This window comes from Streptomyces sp. NBC_00872 (assembly GCF_045161915.1).
Classification (GTDB): domain Bacteria; phylum Actinomycetota; class Actinomycetes; order Streptomycetales; family Streptomycetaceae; genus Streptomyces.
On the sequence record NZ_CP108806.1, the window covers coordinates 1,056,739 to 1,079,040 of the forward strand.

The 22,302-nt window shown below is 70.4% G+C and carries 10 protein-coding genes; 2 read left to right on the plus strand and 8 right to left on the minus strand.

Annotation, left to right across the window (positions count from 1 at the left end):
* Positions 1-4 precede the first annotated feature (4 nt).
* From OG214_RS04465 to ccrA, 4 genes are all read right to left on the minus strand, one after another.
* Positions 5-10,384 (minus strand): type I polyketide synthase, encoded by a 10,380-nt coding sequence (locus OG214_RS04465; protein WP_405983855.1) that lies wholly within the window; start codon positions 10,382-10,384, stop codon positions 5-7.
* Between the two features lie 154 nt (positions 10,385-10,538).
* A complete protein-coding gene (locus tag OG214_RS04470; RefSeq protein WP_363086346.1) occupies positions 10,539-11,435 on the minus strand; it encodes a 3-hydroxybutyryl-CoA dehydrogenase in 897 nt (298 codons plus the stop codon).
* Entirely contained in the window at positions 11,432-12,433 is a 1,002-nt protein-coding gene (locus tag OG214_RS04475; protein ID WP_405983856.1) for a 3-oxoacyl-ACP synthase III family protein, read from the minus strand. Before OG214_RS04475 ends, OG214_RS04470 begins: the two co-directional genes overlap by 4 nt.
* 30 nt (positions 12,434-12,463) lie before the next feature.
* Complete coding sequence (ccrA, locus tag OG214_RS04480) at positions 12,464-13,828, minus strand: crotonyl-CoA carboxylase/reductase (protein WP_363085883.1); 1,365 nt, start codon at positions 13,826-13,828, stop codon at positions 12,464-12,466.
* Positions 13,829-14,385: 557 nt separating this feature from the next.
* Here ccrA and OG214_RS04485 point away from each other — a divergent pair.
* Positions 14,386-15,864 carry an MFS transporter gene (locus OG214_RS04485; protein ID WP_363085884.1) on the plus strand — a complete coding sequence of 493 codons (1,479 nt, stop codon included), beginning with the start codon at positions 14,386-14,388 and terminating at the stop codon, positions 15,862-15,864.
* 176 nt (positions 15,865-16,040) lie between these two features.
* On the opposite strand, the gene OG214_RS04490 is transcribed toward OG214_RS04485, so the two are convergent.
* From OG214_RS04490 to OG214_RS04505, 4 genes are all read right to left on the minus strand, one after another.
* Positions 16,041-16,772, minus strand: a complete 732-nt coding sequence (locus OG214_RS04490) for a TetR/AcrR family transcriptional regulator (protein ID WP_365906710.1) — start codon at positions 16,770-16,772, stop codon at positions 16,041-16,043.
* A gap of 77 nt (positions 16,773-16,849) precedes the next feature.
* Positions 16,850-18,019 carry an acyltransferase family protein gene (locus tag OG214_RS04495; protein WP_405983857.1) on the minus strand — a complete coding sequence of 390 codons (1,170 nt, stop codon included), beginning with the start codon at positions 18,017-18,019 and terminating at the stop codon, positions 16,850-16,852.
* Positions 18,020-18,189: 170 nt separating this feature from the next.
* Positions 18,190-19,443: a cytochrome P450 gene (locus OG214_RS04500; RefSeq protein ID WP_405983858.1), complete on the minus strand. Its 1,254-nt coding sequence runs from the start codon at positions 19,441-19,443 to the stop codon at positions 18,190-18,192.
* A 513-nt stretch (positions 19,444-19,956) separates the two neighbouring features.
* Positions 19,957-21,186, minus strand: a complete 1,230-nt coding sequence (locus tag OG214_RS04505; protein WP_405983859.1) for an SGNH/GDSL hydrolase family protein — start codon at positions 21,184-21,186, stop codon at positions 19,957-19,959.
* Between the two features lie 363 nt (positions 21,187-21,549).
* On the opposite strand from OG214_RS04505, the gene OG214_RS04510 reads away from it, so the two are divergent.
* Complete coding sequence (locus OG214_RS04510) at positions 21,550-22,260, plus strand: TetR/AcrR family transcriptional regulator (protein WP_405983860.1); 711 nt, start codon at positions 21,550-21,552, stop codon at positions 22,258-22,260.
* The last annotated feature ends 42 nt before the right edge of the window (positions 22,261-22,302 follow it).

The window sequence follows — 22,302 nt, forward strand, 5'->3', positions numbered from 1 at the left end:
GGCCTCACTGTCCCAGTTCGTTGTCGATGAAGCTGAAGATGTCGTCGTCGGAGGCGGAGGCGAGCCGCTCCTCGGTCTCGGACCGGGCCCCGGCCGGCACGTCGCCCGTCAGGGTCTCCAGCAGCCTGCGCAGCCGGCCGGCCACCTGGTCCCGGACGACCGCGTCGTCGGCCACCACGCCATCCGTGACCAGTTCGTGGAGCCGGTCGAGTTCGGCGTCCAGGGAGACGGCGGGCTCTTCGGGAAACAGTTCCGCGTACAGGAAGGCCGCGACGGCGGCCGACGTGGGGTGGTTGAAGACGAGCGTGGCCGGCAGCCTCAGGCCGGCGGCCGCGCCGAGCCGGTTGCGCAGGGTGACCGCGGCGAGCGAATCGAAGCCGAGGTCCTTCAACGGCCGGTCGGCGTCGACGGCGTCGCCCTCGGAGTGGCCGAGTACGACGGCGGCCTCGGCACGCACCAGGTCGGTCAGTGCCCGTTCACGGTCGGCCGCCGACAGTTCGGAAAGGGTCCCCACCAGACGCTCCGAGGCGGTGGCCGCGGCATCGTCGCCCGGCCCGTCGGTGCTCAACGCCGCCACCGCTGCCGGTATCTCACCGAACAGCGAACTGTCCCGCACGGCGGTGAAGGCGGGCGCGAACCGCTCCCAGTCCACATCGGCGACCACCAGGGTGGTCTCGTCCCGCGCCAGCGCGTCGATCAGCGCGCCGACCGCCCGCTCGGCCGGTATCAGGTTCAGACCCCTGCGACGGAGCCCGGCCCGGCGCTCGGCCTCGGCCGCCTCCTCCTCCAGACCGGTCCCGGGATCGTCCCACGGACCCCAGGCCACCGAGGTGGCGGGCCGGCCACGAGCCCGGCGGCGAGCGGCCAGGGCGTCCGTGTACGCGCTCGCCGCGGCGTACCCGGCCTGGGAACCGCTGCCCCACACACCGGCGATCGAGGAGAACAGGACAAAGGCGTCCAGCTCCGCGTCACCCAACAACGCGTCCAGGTGGGCGGCGCCCAAGGTCTTGACGCGCAGGGCCCGCTCCAGCCCGGCGGGGTCGAGGTCGGCCAGGGCGGTGGCGGTCAGCTCTCCGGCCGCGTGCACGACCGCGGTCAGCGGTTCGTCCGCCGGCACCGAGGCCAGCAGCGCGGCGAGATCCGCGTGGTCGGCGATGTCGCACACGGCGACCGTCACCCGGGCTCCGGCCGCCGTGAACTCGGCTTCGAGCGCCGACCGTTCTGCCGCGTCGAGGTCCGTGTCCGTGGTCAGCAGCAGATGCGCGGCCCCCAGTCCCGCGAGCTGACGCGCGGTGTGCGCGCCCATCCCCCGGGTACCGCCGGTCACCAGGACCGTGCCGCGCGGAGCCCAGCTCCGGCGGACCGGGACCGAGGACGGCGGCGAAGGCGTCACGCGGCGGGCCAGCAGACCGGCGCTCCGGATGGCGACCTGGTCCTCGGCCGCCGCGCCGGACAGTGCCGTGACCAGCCTCGTGAGGTCGCGCTCGTCCGGTGCCGCGGGCAGATCCACCAGGCCGCCCCAGCGGTCCGGGTCCTCCACCGCCGCGACCCGGCCCAGCGCCCACACCTGTGCCTGTGCCGGAGCGGCGGGCGGATCGTTCTCGGCGGTACCCACCGCTCCCCTGGTGACCGTCCACAGCGGCCCCGGAGCGGCCTCGTCGGCCAGCGCCTGGATCAGCGACAGCGTACCGACGGTCCCGTTGGTGAGTGCCGGTCGCTCGGTCGGGGTCTCGTCCAGCGCCAGGAAGGACAGGGTGCCTTCCCACTCTCCGACAGCCTGCTCACCCAGCTTCCCGGCGGCAGCGGCGCCGTCCGGCCCCGGTGCGACGTCCAGCCTGACCACCCGGGCACCGTGCCGTTCGAGCACCTCGGCCGTGCGGGCCGTCAGCTCCGCCGCCTCCGTGTGACCCTCCGGCGCGACGAGCAGCCAAGTGCCCGACAGCCGTACCGGATCGGGCTCGGTCACCGACCGCCATGTGACCTTGTACCGCCAGGAGTCGGTGGCGGAGCGCGCCACCCTGTCCCGGTGCCAGGAGGACAGGGCGGGCAGCACCGCGCTCAACGCGCCGCCGTCGTCCAGCCCCAGGGTCGCCGTCAGGGCAGACAGGTCGTCGTTCTCGACGGCCTTCCAGAAGCCGTCTTCCGCCGCGTCCCGCCTATCTGTCGCCCGTCCGTCTGTGGGTGTTTGGAGCCAGTATCGCTTGTGTTGGAAGGGGTAGGTGGGGAGGTTGGTGTGGCGGGTGGTGGGGCGGGTGTTGGTGGTGTGGTTGTTGCTGTTGGTGGTGTTGGTGTTGGGGTGCCAGGTGATGGGGAGGCCGTGTGTCCAGGCTTGGGCGAGGGTGGTGGTGAGGCGGTGTGGTCCGCCGTTGTTTCGGTGGAGGGTGGTGAGGGTGAGGATGTCGGTGTTGTGGTGTTCGGCGGTTTCCTGGATGGCGGTGGTGAGGACGGGGTGGGGGCCGATTTCGATGAAGGTGGTGTGTCCGTCGTCGAGGAGGGTGCGTATGGCGGGTTCGAGGTGTACGGGTTGGCGGCAGTTGTTGTACCAGTAGTCGGCGGTGAGTTCGGTGCCGTTGAGGATGGTGGGGGTGGGGGTGGTGGTGGAGTATTGGGGGGTGTGGGCGGTTTGTGGGGTGATGTTGGCGAGTGTGGTGAGGAGTTGGTGGCGGAGGGGTTCGACGTGGGGGCTGTGGGAGGCGACGGTGGTGGGGATGATGCGGGCGCGGGTGCCTTGGGCGGTGAGGGTGGTGACGAGTTGTTGGAGGGCGTGGTGGTCGCCGGCGACGGTGAGGGCGGTGGGGCTGTTGATGCCGGCGGTCCAGAGGCGGCCGGTGTGGGGTTGGAGGTGGGGGGTGAGTTCTTCCTGGGTGATCTGGATGGAGGCGACGGCGCCGTGGCCGGTGAGGTGGTCGGCGAAGATCTGGGAGCGGGTGGTGATGATGTGGGTGGCGTCGTGGAGGGTGAGGGCGCCGGTGAGGTGGGCGGCGGCGATTTCGCCCTGGGAGTGGCCGATGACGGCGTCGGGGTGGATGCCGTGGGATTGCCATACGGCGGCGAGGGCGAGGTTGACGGCGAAGAGGACGGGTTGGAGTACTTCGATCTGTTCGAGTGTGGGTGCGTCGGGGTGGCCGCGGAGTACGTCTTCGACGTGCCAGGGGACGTGTTCCTCGATGAGGGCGGCGCATTCGCGCAGGCGGGTGGTGAACACGGGTGTGGTGTCGAGCAGTTCCAGTGCCATTCCCTGCCACTGCCCACCCTGACCAGGCAACACGAACACCGTACGGCCGCGTCCCCGGGCGGTGCCGGTGATGACGTCCGGCGACGACTCGCCACGCGCCAGCGCTTCCAGTCCGTCACCGAGCACGACGGCCCGCTCGGGCAGGGCCGCGCGGCCGGTGGCCAGCGTGTGCGCGACATCGGCGCGTCGCAGCCCCGGGGTGAGGGACAGATGGGCGGCCAGTCGGCGCGCGTGGTCGCGCAGGGCCGGCACGGTGGCGGCGGACAGCTGGAGGGGCGGCGCCATCGAACCCTCCTCCGACGGCTCCGGGGTGGGCTCCGGCGCGCCGCCGGGTTCCTGCGGCGGCTCTTCCAGGACGACATGGGCGTTGGTACCGCTGATACCGAACGAGGAGACCCCCGCCCGCCGCGGCCGGCCCGTCTCCGGCCACTCACGCGCCTCGGTGAGCAGGGCCACCGCGCCCGCGTCCCAGTCCACGAACGGCGACGGCTCGTCCGCGTGCAGTGTCGGCGGCAGCACCCCGTGCTGAAGCGCCTGCACCATCTTGATCACCGACGCGACTCCGGCGGCGGCCTGGGTGTGCCCGATGTTCGACTTGACCGAACCGAGCCACAACGGCTCTTCCGGGCTGCGCTGCTGACCGTACGTCGCTTGCAGGGCCTGCGCCTCTATCGGGTCGCCGAGCGGAGTGCCGGTGCCGTGCGCCTCGACCACGTCCACCTCGGCAGGTGAGAGCCCCGCATCCGCGAGAGCCGCCCGGATCACCCGCTGCTGCGACGGCCCGTTCGGCGCCGTCAGACCATTCGACGCACCATCCTGGTTCACCGCCGAACCACGCACCACCGCCAGCACCCGGTGCCCCAGCCGCCGAGCGTCCGACAACCGCTCCACCACCAGCACACCCACACCCTCCGCCCACCCCGTCCCATCCGCACCCGCGGAGAACGAGCGCGAGCGGCCGGTCGGCGACAGCGCCCGCTGCCGGGAGAACTCCACAAAGGTGAAGGGCGACGAAAGCACGGTCACTCCGCCCGCCAGGGCCATCGAGCATTCGCCGTTCCGCAGCGCCCGCATCGCCAGATGCAGCGCCACCAGGGAGGACGAGCAGGCGGTGTCCACCGACACGGCGGGGCCCTCAAGGCCGAAGGTGTAGGAGATACGGCCCGAGCTGACGCTGCCGGTGTTGCCGGTGCCCAAGTAGCCTTCGAGGTCGGCCGGCATCTCCGGTAGCCGGCTCACGTAGTCGTGATACATGACACCGGTGAACACGCCGGTATCACTGCCGCGCAGTGTCGCCGGGTCTATTCCGGCATGCTCGATCGCCTCCCAGGACGACTCCAGCAGCAGCCGCTGCTGCGGATCCATCGCCAGCGCCTCACGCGGAGAAATCCCGAAGAACTCCGCGTCGAAGTCGGCGGCGTCGTGCAGGAAACCGCCCTCACGGGTGTAGGACGTACCGGGCCTGTCCGGGTCCGGATCGAAGAGGTTCGCGAGATCCCAGCCCCGGTCGGCCGGGAACTCGGTGATCGCGTCGCCTCGGGACATGACGAGCCGCCACAGGTCGTCGGGGGTGCGGACCGCGCCGGGGTAGCGGCAGGCCATTCCGACGATGGCGATCGGTTCATCGGCGTCCCGAGCGGCGTCCGCCGCGGCCGGGAGGGCGGTGACAGGGGCGGGCGCCGCCGCCGTGACCTGCTCCCGGAGATGGTCGGCCAGCGCCGCGGCCGACGGGTAGTCGAAGACGAGTGTGGCGGGAAGCTTGAGGCCGGTCGCCTTCCCGAGCCGGTTGCGCAGTTCCACCGCGGTCAGGGAGTCGAGACCGAGTTCCTTGAAGCCGCGCCGGGCGTCCACTCCCGCCGATCCGTCGAAGTTGAGAACCGCGGCGGCCTGTGTCCGCACAAGATCGAGCAGGATGTCGTGCTGTTCGCCGGGCGACCGCCCGGCCAGACGCGCGGCGAGCGTGGTGTCGCTGGTACGGGTGGCCGCCCGGCGGGCGGGCCGGCGGACCAGGGCACGCATCAGATGGGGCAACTCGTCGCCCAGAGCGCGCAGGGCGGCGGTGTCGAGCGCGACCGGGACGGCCACCGCCCGGTCCAGTGTGAGGGCGGTGTCGAAGAGGGCGAGGCCGCGGTCGGGTGGGAGTGGGGTCATTCCGGCGCGGGTCAGTCGGGCGCGGTCGGTTTCGGCGAGTTGGGCGGCCATGCCGCCTTCGGCCCAGGGGCCCCAGGCGAGTGAGGTCGCGGGCAGGCCCCGGGCCCGGCGGTGCTCGGCGAGGGCGTCGAGAAAAGCGTTGCCCGCCGCATAACTCGCCTGGCCCGCGGTGCCGTAGGTTCCGGCGACGGAGGAGAAGAGGACGAACGCCTTCAGGTCCAGGCCCTCGGTGGCCCGGTGCAGATGCCAGGCGGCGTCGGCCTTGGGCCGCAGCACCCGGTCGAGCCGTTCCGGGGTCAGCGTGCCGATCACACCGTCGTCCACCACCCCCGCGGCGTGCACGACGGCCCGCAAGGGATGCGCGGACGGGATCGCCGCCACCAGTGCGGCGACAGCATCGGGGTCGGCGACGTCGCACGCCGCGAAGACGGCCTCCGCGCCGAGTTCGGCCAGTTCCGCGGCGAGCTCGGTGCTGCCAGGGGCGTCCGGGCCACGACGGCTGGTGAGCAGCAGTCGGCGCACGCCATGGGCACGGACCAGATGGCGTGCCAGGAGAGTGCCAAGAGTGCCGGTGGCCCCGGTCACGAGGACCGTACCGTCGGGGTCCCATCCGGCCTCGGCCGGTGCCGTCGACGCCACACGGTTCAGTCTGGGCGCGAGCAGCCGTCCCTCGCGGACCGCGAGCTGGGGTTCGCCGGAGGCGGCCGCGGCGGCCACGGCGGCGGCGTGACGGGCCGGGTCGGCCATGGCGGCTTCGTCCAGGTCGGCCAGGACGAATCGGCCCGGATTCTCGGTCTGGGCGGATCGCAGCAGACCCCACACCACGGCACCGGCCGGGTCCACCGGCTCACCGGGGGAACCGGTGGCGACGGCGGAGCTGGTGACGACAACCAGCGGTGCGCCGGCCGTGCGTTCTTCGGCGAGCCACTGCTGGACGGCCGTCAGAGCGCGGTGGCCCAGTTCGTGCGCCGACTCGGGCACGTCCGGCCCCGGGGCGGCGGTGAACCGTACGGCGACCGGTACGCCGTCCGCGAGATCCGTCAAGGCGTCGGTGATGTCGGCGTAGGCGGGCACGGGAGTCGTGTCCTCGGCGGTCACCGGAACCCAGTTCACGGTGAAGAGGGAGTCCCGGAGCCCGGACTCGGTCTCGACGGCGAACTGGCCGGGATCCACCGGCCGCAGCGACAGCGACTCGATGTCGGCGACCGGCTGCCCGGTCGGGTCGAAGACGGTCACCGACACCGTTTCGGGTGTGGTGGGGGTGATGTGGATGCGGGCGGTGTGGGCGCCGGTGGCGTGGAGGCGGATGCCGGTGAAGGCGAAGGGGAGGTGGGTGGTGGTGGGTGGGGTGGTGGTGTGGTGGAGGCCGATGGCGTGGAGGGCGGCGTCGAGGAGGGCGGGGTGGAGGCCGTAGTGTGCTGCTTCTTGGTGGTGCCGGGGGTCGAGGGTGATCTCGGCGTAGATGTCGTTGCCGTGGTGCCAGGCGGTTTTGAGGCCCTGGAAGGCGGGTCCGTAGTCGAGGCCTTGTGCGGCGAGGTGTTCGTAGCGGTCGGTGAGGTCCAGGGGCTGGGATCCTGGGGGTGGCCAGGCGGCGGGGGCAGGGGTGGCGGGGGTGTCGGGGGTGTCGGGTGCCAGGACGCCGGAGGCGTGCCGGACCCACTCCCACCCCCCATCATCACCGTTGACATCCTCCCCGGCGAGGTCCGCGCCGGGCCGTGAATAGATACGCACGGCCCGCTGCCCGGAGGCGTTCGGGGCCTCGACGACCAGCTGTACCTGCCGCCCGCCCTGCTCGGGGAGCACGAGTGGGGCTTCGAGCATGAGTTCCTCGACGGTCTCGCAGCCGGTCCGGGCGGCCGCCAGCAGCGCCAGTTCGACCAGTCCCGTGCCGGGGAAGATCACCTTGCCCAGGACCGCGTGGTCCGCCAGCCACGGCTGGGCGTCGCGTGCCAGCGAGCCGCTGAGCACCGTGCTGCCCGAATCCGCGAGCGACATCGTCAGGCCCAGCAGGGGATGCCCGGCGGGGCTCCGGTAGGTGTCGGCTTCGGAGGACAGCCAGTAGTGGTGGTGTTGGAAGGCGTAGGTGGGGAGGTCGGTGGTGTGGGGGTGGTGGGGGGTGTAGAGGGTGTTCCAGTCGGGTGTGTGGCCGCGGGTGTGGAGGGTGGCGAGTGCGGTGAGGGTGGTGGTGGTTTCGGGGTGGTTGGGGTGTGTGGTGGGGATGAAGAGGGGGGCCGGGCTGCCGGTGTCTGTGCTGCCGGTGTCCGTGCTGCTGCCGGTGGTGTCTGTGGTGCTGGTGGTGTTTGTGGTGGTGTGGGTGTCGAGGGTTTCGCGGCCGAGGGTGGTGAGGGTGGTGTCGGGTCCGATTTCGAGGTAGGTGCGGATGCCGTGGTGGTGGAGGGTGGTGATGGTGTCGGTGTAGCGGACGGTGTGGAGGGCGTGGTTGATCCAGTAGTCGGGGGTGGTGATGTGGTGGGGGTCGGCGGGGCGGCCGGTGAGGTTGGAGATGACGGGGAGGTGGGGTGGGTGGAAGGTGAGGGTGGTGAGGATGGTGCGGAATTCGTTGAGGATGGGGTTCATGAGGGGGGAGTGGAAGGCGTGGCTGACGTTGAGGCGGCGGGTGGTGTGGCCGTGTTGGGTGAGGGTGTGGGTGAGGTCGTGGACGGCTTGTTCGGTGCCGGACAGGACGGTGGAGGTGGGGGTGTTGAGGGCGGCGATGGCGATGGGGGTGTCGGGGTGGTGGGTGAGGGCGGTGGTGATGTCGTGTTCGCCGGCGCGGACGGAGATCATGGCGCCGCCGGGGGGGAGGCTGTTCATGAGGCGGCCGCGTGCGGTGATGAGGGTGCAGGCGTCGGGGAGGGTGAGGATGCCGGCGAGGTGGGCGGCGACGACTTCGCCGACGGAGTGGCCGGTGAGGTGGGTGGGGGTGATGCCCCAGGTGGTGAACTGGTGGTAGAGGGCTGTTTCGTAGGCGAAGAGGGCGGGTTGGGTGAAGCGGGTCTGGTCGAGGAGGCGGGCGTGGGGGGTGCCGGGGTCGGCGAACATGATGTCGCGCAGGGAGGTGGCGCCGGCCTGGGTGAGTTCGGTGGCCAGGTGCTGGTCGAGGAGGGTGCAGGTGTGGTCGAGGGAGTCGCGGAAGGCGGGGAAGGCGGTGTGGAGGTCGCGTCCCATGCCGGGGTGCTGGCTGCCCTGTCCGGTGAACAGGACGGCGAGGCCGGTGTGGCCGGGGGCGGTGTGTCCGGTGACCACGTTGGGGTGGTCCTCGCCCGCCGCGATCGCGTTGAGTCCGGCGAGGAGGTCCTCGTGTCCCGTCGCGGTCACCACCGCCCGGTGGTCCATCACCGCACGGGAAACAGCCAGCGAATACGCCACATCCACCACACCCCGCCCGTCCGGCACACCCAGCCCGTCCGGCTCATCCGGCACACCCCGCCCGTCCGGCCGGCGGGTTGTTCCGGGTGCGGGGTCGCGGGTGAGGAACGCGGCCAGCTTGGCCGCCTGTCCCCGCAGCGCCTCCGCCGCACGAGCCGAGATCACCACCGGAATCTCAGCCACAGACGCCGTGAACTCCACCGCCTCCGTCGAGCCGGTCGTGGGAATGTCCTCCTCCGCGGGTCCTTCGAGGATGACGTGGGCGTTGGTGCCGCTGATACCGAACGAGGAGACCCCCGCCCGCCGCGGCCGGCCCGTGGCGGGCCACTCACGCGCCTCCGTGAGCAGCCGGACGTCACCGGCCGACCAGTCCACGAACGGCGACGGCTCCTCCGCGTGCAGTGTCGGCGGCAGCACCCCGTGCCTCATCGCCATCACCGTCTTGATCACACCGCCCACCCCGGCCGCCGCCTGGGCATGCCCCACATTCGACTTCAGCGACCCCAGCCACAAAGGCTCCCCCGACCCCCGCTGCCCGTAGGTCGCCAGCAACGCATCCGCCTCGATCGGGTCGCCCAGCCGGGTGCCGGTGCCGTGCGCCTCGACCGCGTCCACCTCGGCCGGTGAGAGCCCCGCATCCGCCAGAGCCGCCCGGATCACCCGCTGCTGCGACGGCCCGTTCGGCGCCGTCAGACCGTTCGACGCACCGTCCTGGTTCACCGCCGAACCACGCACCACCGCCAGCACCCGGTGCCCCAGCCGCCGAGCGTCCGACAACCGCTCCACCACCAGCACACCCACACCCTCCGCCCACCCCGTCCCGTCCGCACCCGCGGAGAACGACCGGCACCGCCCGTCCGGCGACAGCCCGCCCTGCCGCGAGAACTCCACAAACGTCCCCGGCGTCGACATCACCGTCACCCCACCCGCCAACGCCGCGTCACACTCCCCACGACGCAACGCCTGCACCGCCAGATGCAACGCCACCAACGACGACGAACACGCCGTGTCCACCGTCACCGCCGGACCCTCCAACCCCAGCACATACGCCACCCGCCCCGACAACACACTGCCGAGTCCGCCCGTGAGCCGGTGGCCGTCCACCCCTTCCACCGGCCGGTGCAGGTGAGGACCGTAGTCGTGGTACATCACTCCGGCGTAGACGCCGGTGCGGCTGCCGCGCAGCGTCGTCGGGTCCATCCCCGCACGCTCGACCGCCTCCCACGACGACTCCAGCAGCAGCCGCTGCTGCGGATCCATCGCCAGCGCCTCACGCGGAGAAATCCCGAAGAACCCCGCGTCGAAGCCGGCGGCGTCGTGCAGGAAACCACCCTCCCGCGTATACGACGTCCCCGGCACCTCCCGGTCCGCACTGTAAAGACCCTCCACATCCCAGCCCCGGTCCCGCGGAAACTCCGTAATCGCATCCCGCCCCCCCGCCACCAGATCCCACAACGCCTCCGGCGAATCCGCACCACCAGGAAAACGGCACGCCATCCCCACAATCGCCACCGGCTCCTGTTGCCGCGCCACCAGTTCACGGTTCCGTTGCCGCAGCCGGGCCGTCTCCTTCAAGGAGTCCCGCAGCGCCGCCACGATCTTCTCGGCGGACGCGGTGCCCTCAGCCATTGACGTCATTGTTCTGCACTCCCTGGGTTGCGCGGCTGTCGCCGGGCGTTCGAGGATTCGATACGGATCCGGGTGAGAGACGAGGGGTCACGCGAAGGCCGCGCCGGCGTCGGGGCGGGTCACACCGCCGGGCTCCGGTTCCTTCGCGCTGCGCTCAGGTGTAGGCGTAGAAGCCCCGGCCCGACTTCTTGCCGAGCAGCCCGCCCTCGACCATGCGCATGAGCATCGGCGGCGGCGCGTAGTGGGGCTGCTTGAACTCCGTGTAGAGCGCCTCGGCGATCGAGACGGTGGTGTCCAGGCCGATCAGGTCGAGCAGACGGAGGGGGCCCATCGGGTGGGAGCAGCCCTCCACCATCCCGCGGTCGATGACCTCGGCGCTCACACCGGACTCCACCATGCGGACGGCGGACAGCAGATAGGGGAACAGCAGGGCGTTGACGAGGAATCCGGCGCGGTCAGGGGACCGGATGGCGGTCTTGCCGAGAAGGGAGGTGACCATGTACTCGGCCCGGGCCACGGCGCTTTCGTCCGAAAGGACGGAACCCACGATCTCCACCAGCGGCAGCACGGGCACCGGATTGAAGAAGTGCACGCCGACGACCCTGCCGGGCTGCTGGGTGGCACGGGCGATCCGGATGATCGACAGCGAGGAGGTGTTGGTCGCGAGGACCGCGTCCGGGTTGTCCATCACCTTGTCGAGCAGGGCGAACACCTGGAGCTTGGTGGGTTCGTGCTCGGCGACCGCCTCGACCACGACCTGCCGGTCCGCCATGTCCTCCAGGACGGTGGTGAAAGAGATCCTGTCCAGTGCGGCGTCCCGCTCTGCGGTGGTGATCCTTTTCTTGGCGACGGCCCGGTCCAGTGAACCGGTGATCCGTCGCACCCCGCGGTTGCGGGACGCCTCGGAGGAGACGGCGACCCGGACCTGCAGTCCCGCTCTGGCCGCGACCTCCGCGACACCCGCGCCCATCAGACCGCAGCCGACCACCCCGAACCGCTCGAACTCCGCCGCGGAGAAACTGCCTTGCGTGGTCGTGCTGTCCGTCGTCACGCCGCCTCCCCCTGCCAGCGCAGCAGCGATGATCCGACCGCCATGCCGCCGCCGAAGCCGGCCAGCAGCACCAGGCTGCCGCGGCGCAGCAGGCCGGCCCGATTGGCCTCGTCCAGGGTGACCGGGAGGGAGGCGGAGCCGAGGTTCCCGTAGCGATCCACCGTGCGGTGCGTGGAGGCGTGTGTCAGTCCGGCGGTTTCGACAAGTTCACGCATCATGACTCCGTTGGCCTGGTGGGGTATGAAGTGGTCGATGTCGGCGAGGTGGTGACCGGTGGCCTCGGTGAGGCGGCGCAGCGCGGGGGGCACGTGCTGGCCGACGAACTCGCGGACCGCCCGGCCCTCCATCCGGAAGTAGTGGCCGCCCTCCGCGACGGTCTGGGCGGAGGCGGGGCGGCGGCTGCCGCCGGCCTCGACCCGGATGAGGTGGTGGGCGTCGCCCCGGGTGGCGAGATCCGTACCGAGGACTCCGTACGGTTCCTCGACGGCGGTGACCACGGCGGCGCCGGCGCCGTCGGCGAAGAGCGGCGCCGTGCGCCGGTCCGAGAAGTCCAGGATGCGGGAGTACACATCGGCGGCGATCACCAGCACCCGGCTCTCGGGGCGCAGGGCGATCAGCCCCCGGGCGACCTCCAGGCCGTGGACGAAACCGCTGCATACGGCGTTGATGTCGAAACAGGCCGCGCTGTAGGCGCCAAGGGCGTGCTGCACCAGGGCGGAGGTGGGCGGCTGCGGGGAGTCGCCGGTGGAGGTGGAGACGATGAGATAGTCGATCTCCGTCGCGGGCAGGTCCGCCGCTTCGAGAGCTTCCGTCGCGGCCCGAGCGGCGAGGTCGGAGGCGGCCTCGTGCGCCGGCGCGTATCGCCGGCTTCTGATCCCGGTCTTACGCTCGATCCAGTCGGCGGTGACGCCGCAACGGGCCGCCACCTCTTCGTTGGTGACTTCTTCCTTCGGTACGTAGGAGCCGGTCGCGACGATTCCGGCCGCGTGTGTCGCCACTGTTCGAGTCCGCCTTCCGTGGTCGTGGGGTCAGCCCGCGAGGACAGGTTCGGGGGTGTCGGTCTCGCTGTTCCGCAAGGGGTTGATGCGGTCCTCACCTATCCGGGCCCGCAATGCGGGATCGGTGACGCCCATTCCGGTGCGGGGCGCAAGGCAGAGCACGCCGACTTTGCCGACGTGCTGGTTCTTCTGGACGAGCCGCGCCGCCTCCGCGACGTTCTCCAGCGGGTGCACGGCGGAGACGACGGGACTCAGCAGCCCGAGCTGGAACAGCCGGTTGCACTCCCATTGCTCCTGCAGGTTGGCGGCGTGGCTGCCGACTATCCGCTTCAGACGCGTCGTCAGGACGCCGTTGTCGTAGTGATGGCGGTAGCCCGTGCTCGAACCGCAGGTGACCACGGTGCCGCCGCGCCGGACCACGTGGACCGAGAGGCCGAAGGTGGCCTCGCCGACGAAGTCGAAGACGATGTGCGGGTCCTCGCCCACCGCCTGCCGGATCGCACGGGCGAGTCGGTCCCCCAGTTCGGCGGTGCGTTGAGGGGTACGCGGCACCTCACCGCCGATGCCGATCTCCGCGCGGTTGATAACCACATGGCAGCCGAGGCCGCGCAGCAGTTCCGCCTTTGCCTCGGAACTGACCACACCCACCGGGATTCCTCCGGCGCGCTTCACCAGTTGCACGGCGAAGGCCCCGAGCCCACCGGTCGCACCCCAGATCAGTACGACGTCTCCGAGCTTGACGCGGGCGCCCCGCTCACTGATCAGCATGCGGTACGAGGTGGCGGCCGTGAGCAGATTGCCCGCCGATTCCTCCCAGGTGAGGTGGGCGGGCTTGGGCAGCAGCTGACTCGCCCGTACCACTGTGTAGTGCGCCAGACCACCGAAGTTGGTCTCGTAGCCCCAGATCCGCTGGTCGCCGCCGAGCATGGCGTCCGCGTGGCTGGCCGGCTCGTGGTCGTCCACCTGGACACAGCTCGCCACCACGCGGTCTCCCGCCCGCCAGCGTCGCACTCCGTCGCCGACCCGGACGACGACCCCGGCCGCGTCCGAGCCGACGACGTGGTAGGGCAGATCGTGCCGCTTCGCCCAGCCGCCCAGCGCACCGAAACGCTGGAGGAACTTGAAGGTGGGAACGGGCGAGAAGGTCGCCGACCACACGGTGTTGTAGTTGATGGAGCTCGCCATCACCGCGACCAGGACCTCGTCAGGGGCGAGCACCGGCATCGGCACCCTGCCCACATGAAGGTACTCCCGGACGTCCGGAGCCGGGGAGGCGAGCGCTGCGGGCATGTCCTCGGCGCGGAGATGGGCGGCGAGGTAGTCGGTGGGCACCTCCGCGCGCGCCAGCTCCTCCGGACCGGCCCCGGCGAGCACTGCACTTGCCAATGAATCCATGACATCCCCCGTGACCGAAAGGCGTGTGTACGCGACGTCGCGCACACAGGTGTGCGAGGAAGCGGGCGGCTGTCCCCCGGAAGGTGCTGACAGGCGCTCGCACTCGCCCACTCGCCGTGGCGTCGGCGAGTACCTCCCGTCGGGACGCTAGGTGGCCCCTGGTGCCACAGCCAACCCCAGCCTTGGTCCGCGACCCCTACTCGGTCCGCGACGCATCGGCGGCGACCGGCGGCCGCTGCCGGTCCGACCCCTACGCCCCATTCACCGCGCCGGCGGGAACCTCCCTGGTCCCGACCGTCCCACTCGGACTTTAGGGGTGGCACCGGACATCCCGGACCCCAGTCCCGAGGGGACCAGCACTCCGCTGCCCAGGACAAACGGCTCGCGCCCGCCATGCGGCGACCCTTGACACTTTACGGCGCATGATTCCTATACTGCATGCGCAAGTTGAACACCGTTAAGGTAGTAGCGCACCGTGCAGACCCGGACGGACAACGGGCACCTCACCTCGCGCACGCCGCAATCCGCGCTTCACCTCTAGGAGATTGAGCTCACCCATGACCGACACACAAAGCGCGCCGGCGCGGCTGGGATGGCGGCTGGCCCTGCTGGGGTTCTCTCAGTTACTGATCGCCCTGGACTACAACATCGTCTACGTGGCTCTGCCCGAAATCGGAGCGGATCTCGGCTTCACCGCCCAGTCCCTGCAGTGGGTCATCTCCGCCTACGCGGTCGGATACGGGGGCCTGCTCCTCCTCGGCGGCCGTATGGTCGACCGGCTGGGAGCACGCCGCGTCTGGTTCGCGGCGATCGTCGTGTACGGCCTGTCGTCCTTGGCCGCCGGCTTCGCCAACACGCCGGGGCTGCTCATCGTCGCCCGCGCCGTCCAGGGAGCCGGTGGAGCGCTCCTCTTCCCCGCGACCCTCACGCTGATCTTCATCGGCTTCCCCGAAGGCCCCAAGCGCAACCGCGCCCTGGCCGTGTGGGGCGCCATCGGAGGCGGCGGTCTGGCCGCGGGCTCCATCCTCGGCGGACTCTTCACCGACTGGTGGGGCTGGGAGTCGGTCCTCTTCGTCAACGTGCCCCTCACCGCGATCGCCCTGCTGGTCGGCACCAAGCTCCTGCCTCAGGACGCTCCCGCGCAGAAGGGTCTGCGTGACTTCGACGTACCCGGCGCCCTGCTCGCCACGGTCGGATCGTCCCTCGTCGTCTTCGGGCTCGCCTCCGGTCCCGACGCCGGCTGGACCTCCGTACAGTCCCTGGGCTCCGAAGTGCTGGGCCTCGTGCTCCTGATCGCCTTCGTGCTCACCGAGTCGCGCAGCCGCTCTCCGCTGATGCCGCTGCGTCTGCTGCGGACCCGCACGCTGTCCGTGACCATGGCGGTGGCATTCCTGTTCATGGCCACTCTGTCGACCGGCTACTACGTGCTGACCACCTATCTCCAGCCCGTCCTCGGCTACAGCCCCATCAAGGCCGGCCTGGCCTTCCTGCCGCTGTGCATCTTCTCGATGGCCGCCGGTCAGCTCACCGCGCCGCTGCTCAACAAGTACGGTCTCAAGATCGTCTTCACCGGAACCCTCGTCGTCAACGGCGCCGGCGTCGCCGCCACCGCGCTCGGCATGTCCGCGGGCGGCTCCTACTGGGCTCTGATGCCCGGCATCCTCCTGTGGGGCTTCGGCGGCGGTGTCGGCTTCACCGTCGTGTTCGCCGCTGCGGGCATGGGCATCAACCCGATGGAGCAGGGCGTCGCGTCCTCCATGGCCTCCACCTCCATGCAGATCGGTGGCGCCGTCGGGCTCGCGGCCCTCGTGGCCGTCGCCAACCACGGGATCGACTACGACGCTCAGCCGGGACCGACTCCGGTCGACATCGCCGACGGCCTCCAACTCGCGGGCGTCATCGCCGGTGTTGTGGTCGCCGTCGGAGCCCTCTTCACCCTCTTCTTCCTCAAGAAGAACCCGACCCCCCCGGAAGCGCCGCAGGACGGGACCGAGGCCGACCTGCTCGCGGCGAAGGGGACGCCCACCGCCGGCTGAAGGCCGGCTCCCCAGGTCTCGTGACCGGTGCATCCCCCGTTACCGATCACGAGCACCAAGGGCCCGGCCGGGGGTCTCCCCCGGCCGGGCCTCCTTGCCGTTCCGTGTCAGTCACAGGCGGTCGGCATCGACTCCGACGAGGATCATCAGGATCGATGCCGACCGGTCGGACCGGATCAGACGGCGACACCGCTCACCGTCGGCACCCGCAACCCCAGCGAACCGATGAGATCGAGGAGTTCCTCTTGGTAGAGCTTGGCCGGCTCGACCACCTGCGAGCGCAGGTGACCGTACACCTCAAGGGCGACGAGTCCATGCATCCTGCCCCAGACCCGCAGCGCCAAGGCGAGCGCGGCAGGCGGGAGTTCGGACTTCTCACCGTGCACGGCGTCGGTGAGGTCCGGCTGGAAGTCCTCCCAGACGTGTTCCCCGGAGGACTGCGCCTGAGCCGCGTGCGGCCAGGCCGCGGCGACCAGGTCGGCCAGCAGGGTGCAGACCCTCAGCTCCGCCTCCGTCGCGGGCGAGCCCTCCGGCATCTGGTACCCCGGAACGGGATCGCCGTAGACGAGTTGGAACTCCTCGGGATGGCCGATCGCCCACTGCCGGTAGGCGTGACCGTGAGCGATGATGCGCCGGGCGACATTGCCGTCGGGCACCTGGCGGTGCGCGGCTTCGAGGGTGTCGGCGAGCGAGTTGTAGACATCGGTGATGAGCGCGTTGATGAGCGCGTCACGTGTGTCGTAGTAACTGTAGATCGCCCCCGCGGTCATGCCCATGTCCCGGGCGATGGCCCGCAGCGAGATCGCGGCCGCGCCCCCGGTGGCCATGTGCCTGAGCGCGACGGCCTTGATCTCCGCCGCCGTCTCAGCCCTGAGCCGTTCCCGACGACTGAGTTTCGGTTGCCCCATATCACTTACTTTACCGTGTGCGGTACCGAAACCCGAGGGCTCGTACCGCCTCCTGATCGCGTCCGAGGACCGTCCGCTCAGCGCTGCCCGCGCTCGATCGAGTCCGCCAACGGCCGTTCTTCCTTCCCCTCTTCCGCACCGTCACGGCGACCGCTCCTCGATGACGCGAAGTACCGCATCGCCGGTGTCTCCACCCACCGGAAGGTCGCCCACGAGATGAGGACGGCCGACCCCAGGGCGAGCGCGAGAACCCCCACGTCGCCGGCCGTGGAAAGCGGATCGCCGTCCGGGTAGAAGAGGTCCGCGAACCACATCAGAAGCAGGTAGTGCCACAGGTAGAAGGCGAAGGAGATCTGACCCAGCCACACCATCGTGCGGCCGCGGAAGGGCGACCAGCGTTCCTGCCGGTCCGCCTGGGCGGCCGACGCGATGAGCAGTCCGAACGGCAGCGAGGTGCACGCGGCCAGGCCGTACACGGGGGGAACCTGCGTGGACGTCACATATGCGGCCAGGGCCAGAGCCAGGGCCAGCGACAGCGGCAGCCGGAACAACCGGCCCTCCCGGACCATACGGGCCAGGAAGATACCCAGCAGGAAGTCGAGGGTACGTACCGGTGCGAAGCCGTTGACGAACCACAGCTCGGTGACGCCGATCGGCATGGCCGGGGTCACCGGCTCGTCCGGCAGGATCGCGCCGGCGAGCGAGGGGACCGCGACGATCGCCGCGGTGACGCCGGCCACCCACATCCACAGCCGGCCCGCCCGGACGCGGTTCACCAGCCGGATGATCAACGGGAAGGACGCGTAGAAGAACACCTCGCAGCACAGCGACCACGAGACGGGGTTCACGCCCCACCAGGACGTCAACCGCCAGTCCCACGCGTGTACGAGGAACAGGTTGGCGACCGTGACGCCGAGACCGGGAAAGGCGTCGAGGTGGATCAGCAGTACGACTCCGGCGAGCAGGACGACCACGTGGTTCGGGAACACCTTGAAGAACCGGCGCCGCCAGAAGCCGGTGACCGTATCGGTGGGCCGGACCGCCCAGGTCAGCACGAAGCCGCTGAGCACGAAGAAGAACGTGACACCCGCCCAGCCGCCCTGTCCGAAGAGGGAGCGGACGCCACTGGTGACGTCGGGGTCGGCGAACGGCACGATGTTGCCGATGTGGAACGCGGCAACCAGGGCTGCCGCGACAAATCTCATCCCTGTCAGCGAGAGCAGGGAATTCCCCCGTATGGAACTCATGTCAGTACTACCTCCTGGAAAGAAGAGAGGGAAAGCCGAGACCCCGGCCGTCGACACATGGCGTCGAGCACAGAGACCAGGTGTGACGACCGGGGTCCTCGGAGCAGGTGCGCGAGGTGCGCTGCGCGAGGTGCGCGGAAAGGGACGGTGGCGACCGCCCCGGGGTGGTGTCAGGGACGGTCTGCGAGGACCGGGTTGAGCCGCGGGTCCCACTCCACCAACAGGTTCTTCGGCCCGCGGAAGGACGTGTTGGGCAGGTAAGTGATCTCCTGGCCCTCCACCAGGCTCATGTGCGGCAGCCGGTTGGTGAGTTCCTCGATGAAGACCCGCATCTCCTGGCGGGCGAGCGTGGCGCCCATGCAGGCGTGCGCACCGAACCCGAACGTCATATGGCGGTTGGGGTGCGGCCGGTCGATGTCGAACTTCTCCGGGTTCTCGAAGACGGACCCGTCGTGGTTCGCGGAGGAGGTGATCATCATGACGCGGCCACCGGCCGGGATCGTCACACCTCCGACCGTGGTCTCCTTGACAGCCAGCCGCCGCCAGGCGGCCACTGATCCGTCGTAGCGCAGCGACTCCTCGATCGCCTTGGGCAGGAGTGCCGGGTCGGCGCAGACACGGTCCCAGGTCTCACGGTTCTCCAGCAGCGCGCGCATGGCGTTGCCGCTGGCGTTGGTGGTGGTCTCGTGGGCGGCGACGAGACCGGCGAGCGCGGTGGTCTGCAACTCGTTGTCGCCGAACAGCCCCGGCTTCCGCTGGCTCTCACGGATCACGTGCGGCAGCCAGCCGGGCGCGTCGGGGTTGCGCCTGATCTTCTCGACCAGCTGACCGGTGAATTCCCAGTAGCGGCCCAGATTGGACGCGACCTGCTTCTGTTCCTCGGGGGCAGGCCGGCCGTACATGAAAACCGTCTGGTCGAGGGTGAATTGCCGGCACGCCGCGATGTCCTCGTCCGGGATTCCCATGAAAATCAGCGCGACGGTGATGGGCGCTTCCTGGAACAGATCCGCCATCAGGTCGGCGCGACCATTTTTGACGAACTTGTCGATATGACCGGTCACCACCTCCCGGATGCGGGGCAGAAGGGCCTCGACCTCCCTCCCCTTGAAAGGCTCCTGATGCGCTTTGCGGCGCTCCTGGTGGGACGGCCCGTCCTCATTGACCAGCGCAAGTCCTGGATTGAAACCGTGCTGTACGAGGACGGCGACGGTCTCCTCGGTGGACGGCGTGATCTGGTCCAGGGTGATGGAGGCCGAGAAGGTGTCGGTGTCTTTGAAGATCTCCTTGATGTCGTCGTACTGGGTCACAATCCAGTAGTCCAGCACCGGGCTGTAGAAGACCGGTTCCTCCCGGCGCGCCTCGGACATCGATATGCCGGGGTGCTGCTGATAGGAGGCGTTGAACGGATCGAAGGAAGCGGCCAATCCTGAAACGGGGCACCCTGTAGGACTCTTGAGGTCCTGGCTCGTGGTCATGACTTCCCCTCGGAAACCAAGCGGCAGGCTCGGGCGGTCAGATGCGGACACTCGACGCGACATTACGATCGGTATTTCCGCGTTCCAACCCTTAACCGGGGTCCGGCACCCCCTAGAGGACCCGGCGGACGGTCGGGGTGCGTCCGCGAAGGAGAGGGTGTAACGGTGCGGCGGGGCAAGACATCCCGCTCACGGGTGGTGTTCCCCGGCGGGCGGGGAGACGCCGGCGGGCACCGGGGACGGCGGGCCGGCCGAGACCGTCCGCCGGGGACGGCGCATGACAACGACGGCGGGCCCGCGCATTCCGTCTCCGGAGATGCGCGGGCCCGCCATGCGCCGGTGCCCGGTCCGCCCGTTCGTCCCACACCCGTCGGCCGGCCGTTCGGGGGCCGGTGCGCCCGGCGGCTTTACCGGCTCACCGGCGGTAGGGACCGGTGCCGGGCTCCGCGACGGGGCGCCCGGTCACCGTGCCGGGCCGTGCGCCTCGGCGTAACGGCCCGGGGTCTCAGCCGCCGAAACCTCCGATGAGGACTGGAGGAGAGCCAGGTCCACCGCGGTGGCCATGGCGCGGTAGCCGGCATCGTTGAGGTGCAGGTGGTCGCCGGAATCATGGCTGGGGTCAAGGACGTCGCCCATCGCCCGAGCCAGGTCGATGACGGCGTCGTATTCTTTCGACCCGCGGATCCAGTCGTTGACCGCGGTGCGCCGGGCTTCGCTGCGCGGGGTCGAGAAGGCGGAGCCCCGCATCGGCAGCAGCGTCGCCCCGACCGTTCGCAGACCCGCGGAGCGAGCTCGCCCGATCATGCTTCGGTACCCGGCGATGACCTCTTGCGCCGAGACTTCCGTGTACGGCGCGAGGACGGGGAACGGTGATTCGCCCGCGATCTCACTGATGGCGATGTCATTGATGCCGGCGAGGATGACGACCGTGCTCACTCCGGGCACGGCCAGGACATCCCGCTGGAAACGGGTGGTGGCGCTGTCGCCGAGCCAGTCCGAGTCGACGGTCACCCGGTTGCCCCCGATGCCCTGGTTCAGCACGGCCTGCGGCCGGCCGGCGGCCACCAGGCGCTGTGCGAGCAGATCGGGGAACCGGTGGTCGGTGTCGGGGGTACTGCCGGACCCGTCGGTGAGCGAGTCACCGATCACCACGATGCCGTCGGCGGGGGCGTCGGCCACATCGACTCCGCTGAGGTAGTACCAGGATTGCGACGTCTCGGTGAACGCCCCTCCGTCGTGGTCGGCACGGTGGTCCCCGCCCGTCCGGTGGCTCGTCGCGAGCGCCTGGGCGTGATAGGTCGCGGGCCCCGACGGCCGGGCCAGGTACATCGTGATGGTCACCGCGTCCAGCGGGTCGGTGCGTAAGGAGACCCTGTCGGTGGCCAGGTCCCCGCCCGCCGGAACCGCGAAGGCGGTTTCGCCGCCGACGGTCACCTCTCGAAGGGTGTCCGGTTCGACCGCGGCGCCGCCGCCGTGGGAGGCGATGGTGAGCCCCGCCACGTGAAGCGGCGCGGTGCCGTAGCGGTTGGACAGCCGTATCCTCAGCGCGCTGCCACCGACACTGAGCCGGACCGTCTGACGGATCGTCTGGTCGGCGAAGCCCTCCTCCGACCAGTTCGGGGCGAAGCTGGGGCCGGGACGTTGCGGCGAGGTGGCCCAGGTCGCGGCCCAGCCGCGCTGCCGGCGCGTCATGCGACGGATCCAGCGACGCCGCGTGCGCCGGCCGCGGTGACGCGGGGCGAGACGCCGGGATGGTCGGGGGTACTGCCCGGCTGACCGGGATTGATGGGGATGGTCTTGCTCACTGGCCGACTCCTTCGGGGGTGGGGGGCCGTCGGATCCGTGCTGAGTCACGGGATGTCCGGGGGCGATGACAGCCGCTGCCCTTGGCGGGCGCCCGCGGGCCGTGACGGAACAGGAGCGCGTTGGCGGTGACCGGAACGAAACCCGGCACCGGGGCGCCGATCGGGAAGATGATCCATATACCGTTCGATTCCTAAACGCCGTTCAAGGACAGCACACCGTGGATTATACCGACGCGGTAGGGTGCCAAACGTGACTGAGCAAACCTTGAGCCGCCGAGCCCGTCTACGCGCCCAGACCAGTGCGGAGATCAAGGAGATCGCCCTCAGCCTCATGGCCGCCGGCGGTCCCGACGCCATCTCGTTGCGCGCCATCGCCCGGGAGATGGGGATGACGACCGGCGCGATCTACAGCTACTTCGCCAGCCGCGACGATCTCGTCACGACACTGGTCGGGGAGGTCTACGAGTCGGCCGTGCAGGCCGCGGAGACCGCCCGGGACGCCGTGCCGGAGAGTGACACCGGCAGCCGCGTCGCGACCTGGGCTCACGCCATGCGCGACTGGGCACTGGCCAATCCCGAGGGCTTCCGGATGATCTACGGTGACCCGGTGCCCGGTTACCGGGCACCCGAGGACAGCCTCGGCAGGGATGCCGCCCTGCGCGCGTGCACCGGGCTCATCGGGCTCGTCGCCGCCGCCTGGCCGGTGGCCCGCGCGCGCGGGTCGCACGACCGGGAGTACGAATGGACCGACTTCGATCCCCGTCTGGCCGCCCATGTCCGCGAGGAGTTCCCCGGCCTTCCCCCCGCGGCTCTCGCTCTGACCCTGCGGGTGTGGGGGCGCATGCACGGCTTGCTGGCCCTGGAGATATACGGCCATCTGAGCCCGCTCGTACACGATCCGGCGGCCGTCTACCAGGACGAGATGCGAGACCTCGTCGCGTCCCTCGGCCTCACCGGCTGATCGGAGCGGCGCCGCCGCCGGCCGCCCCGACCGGGTCCCGTC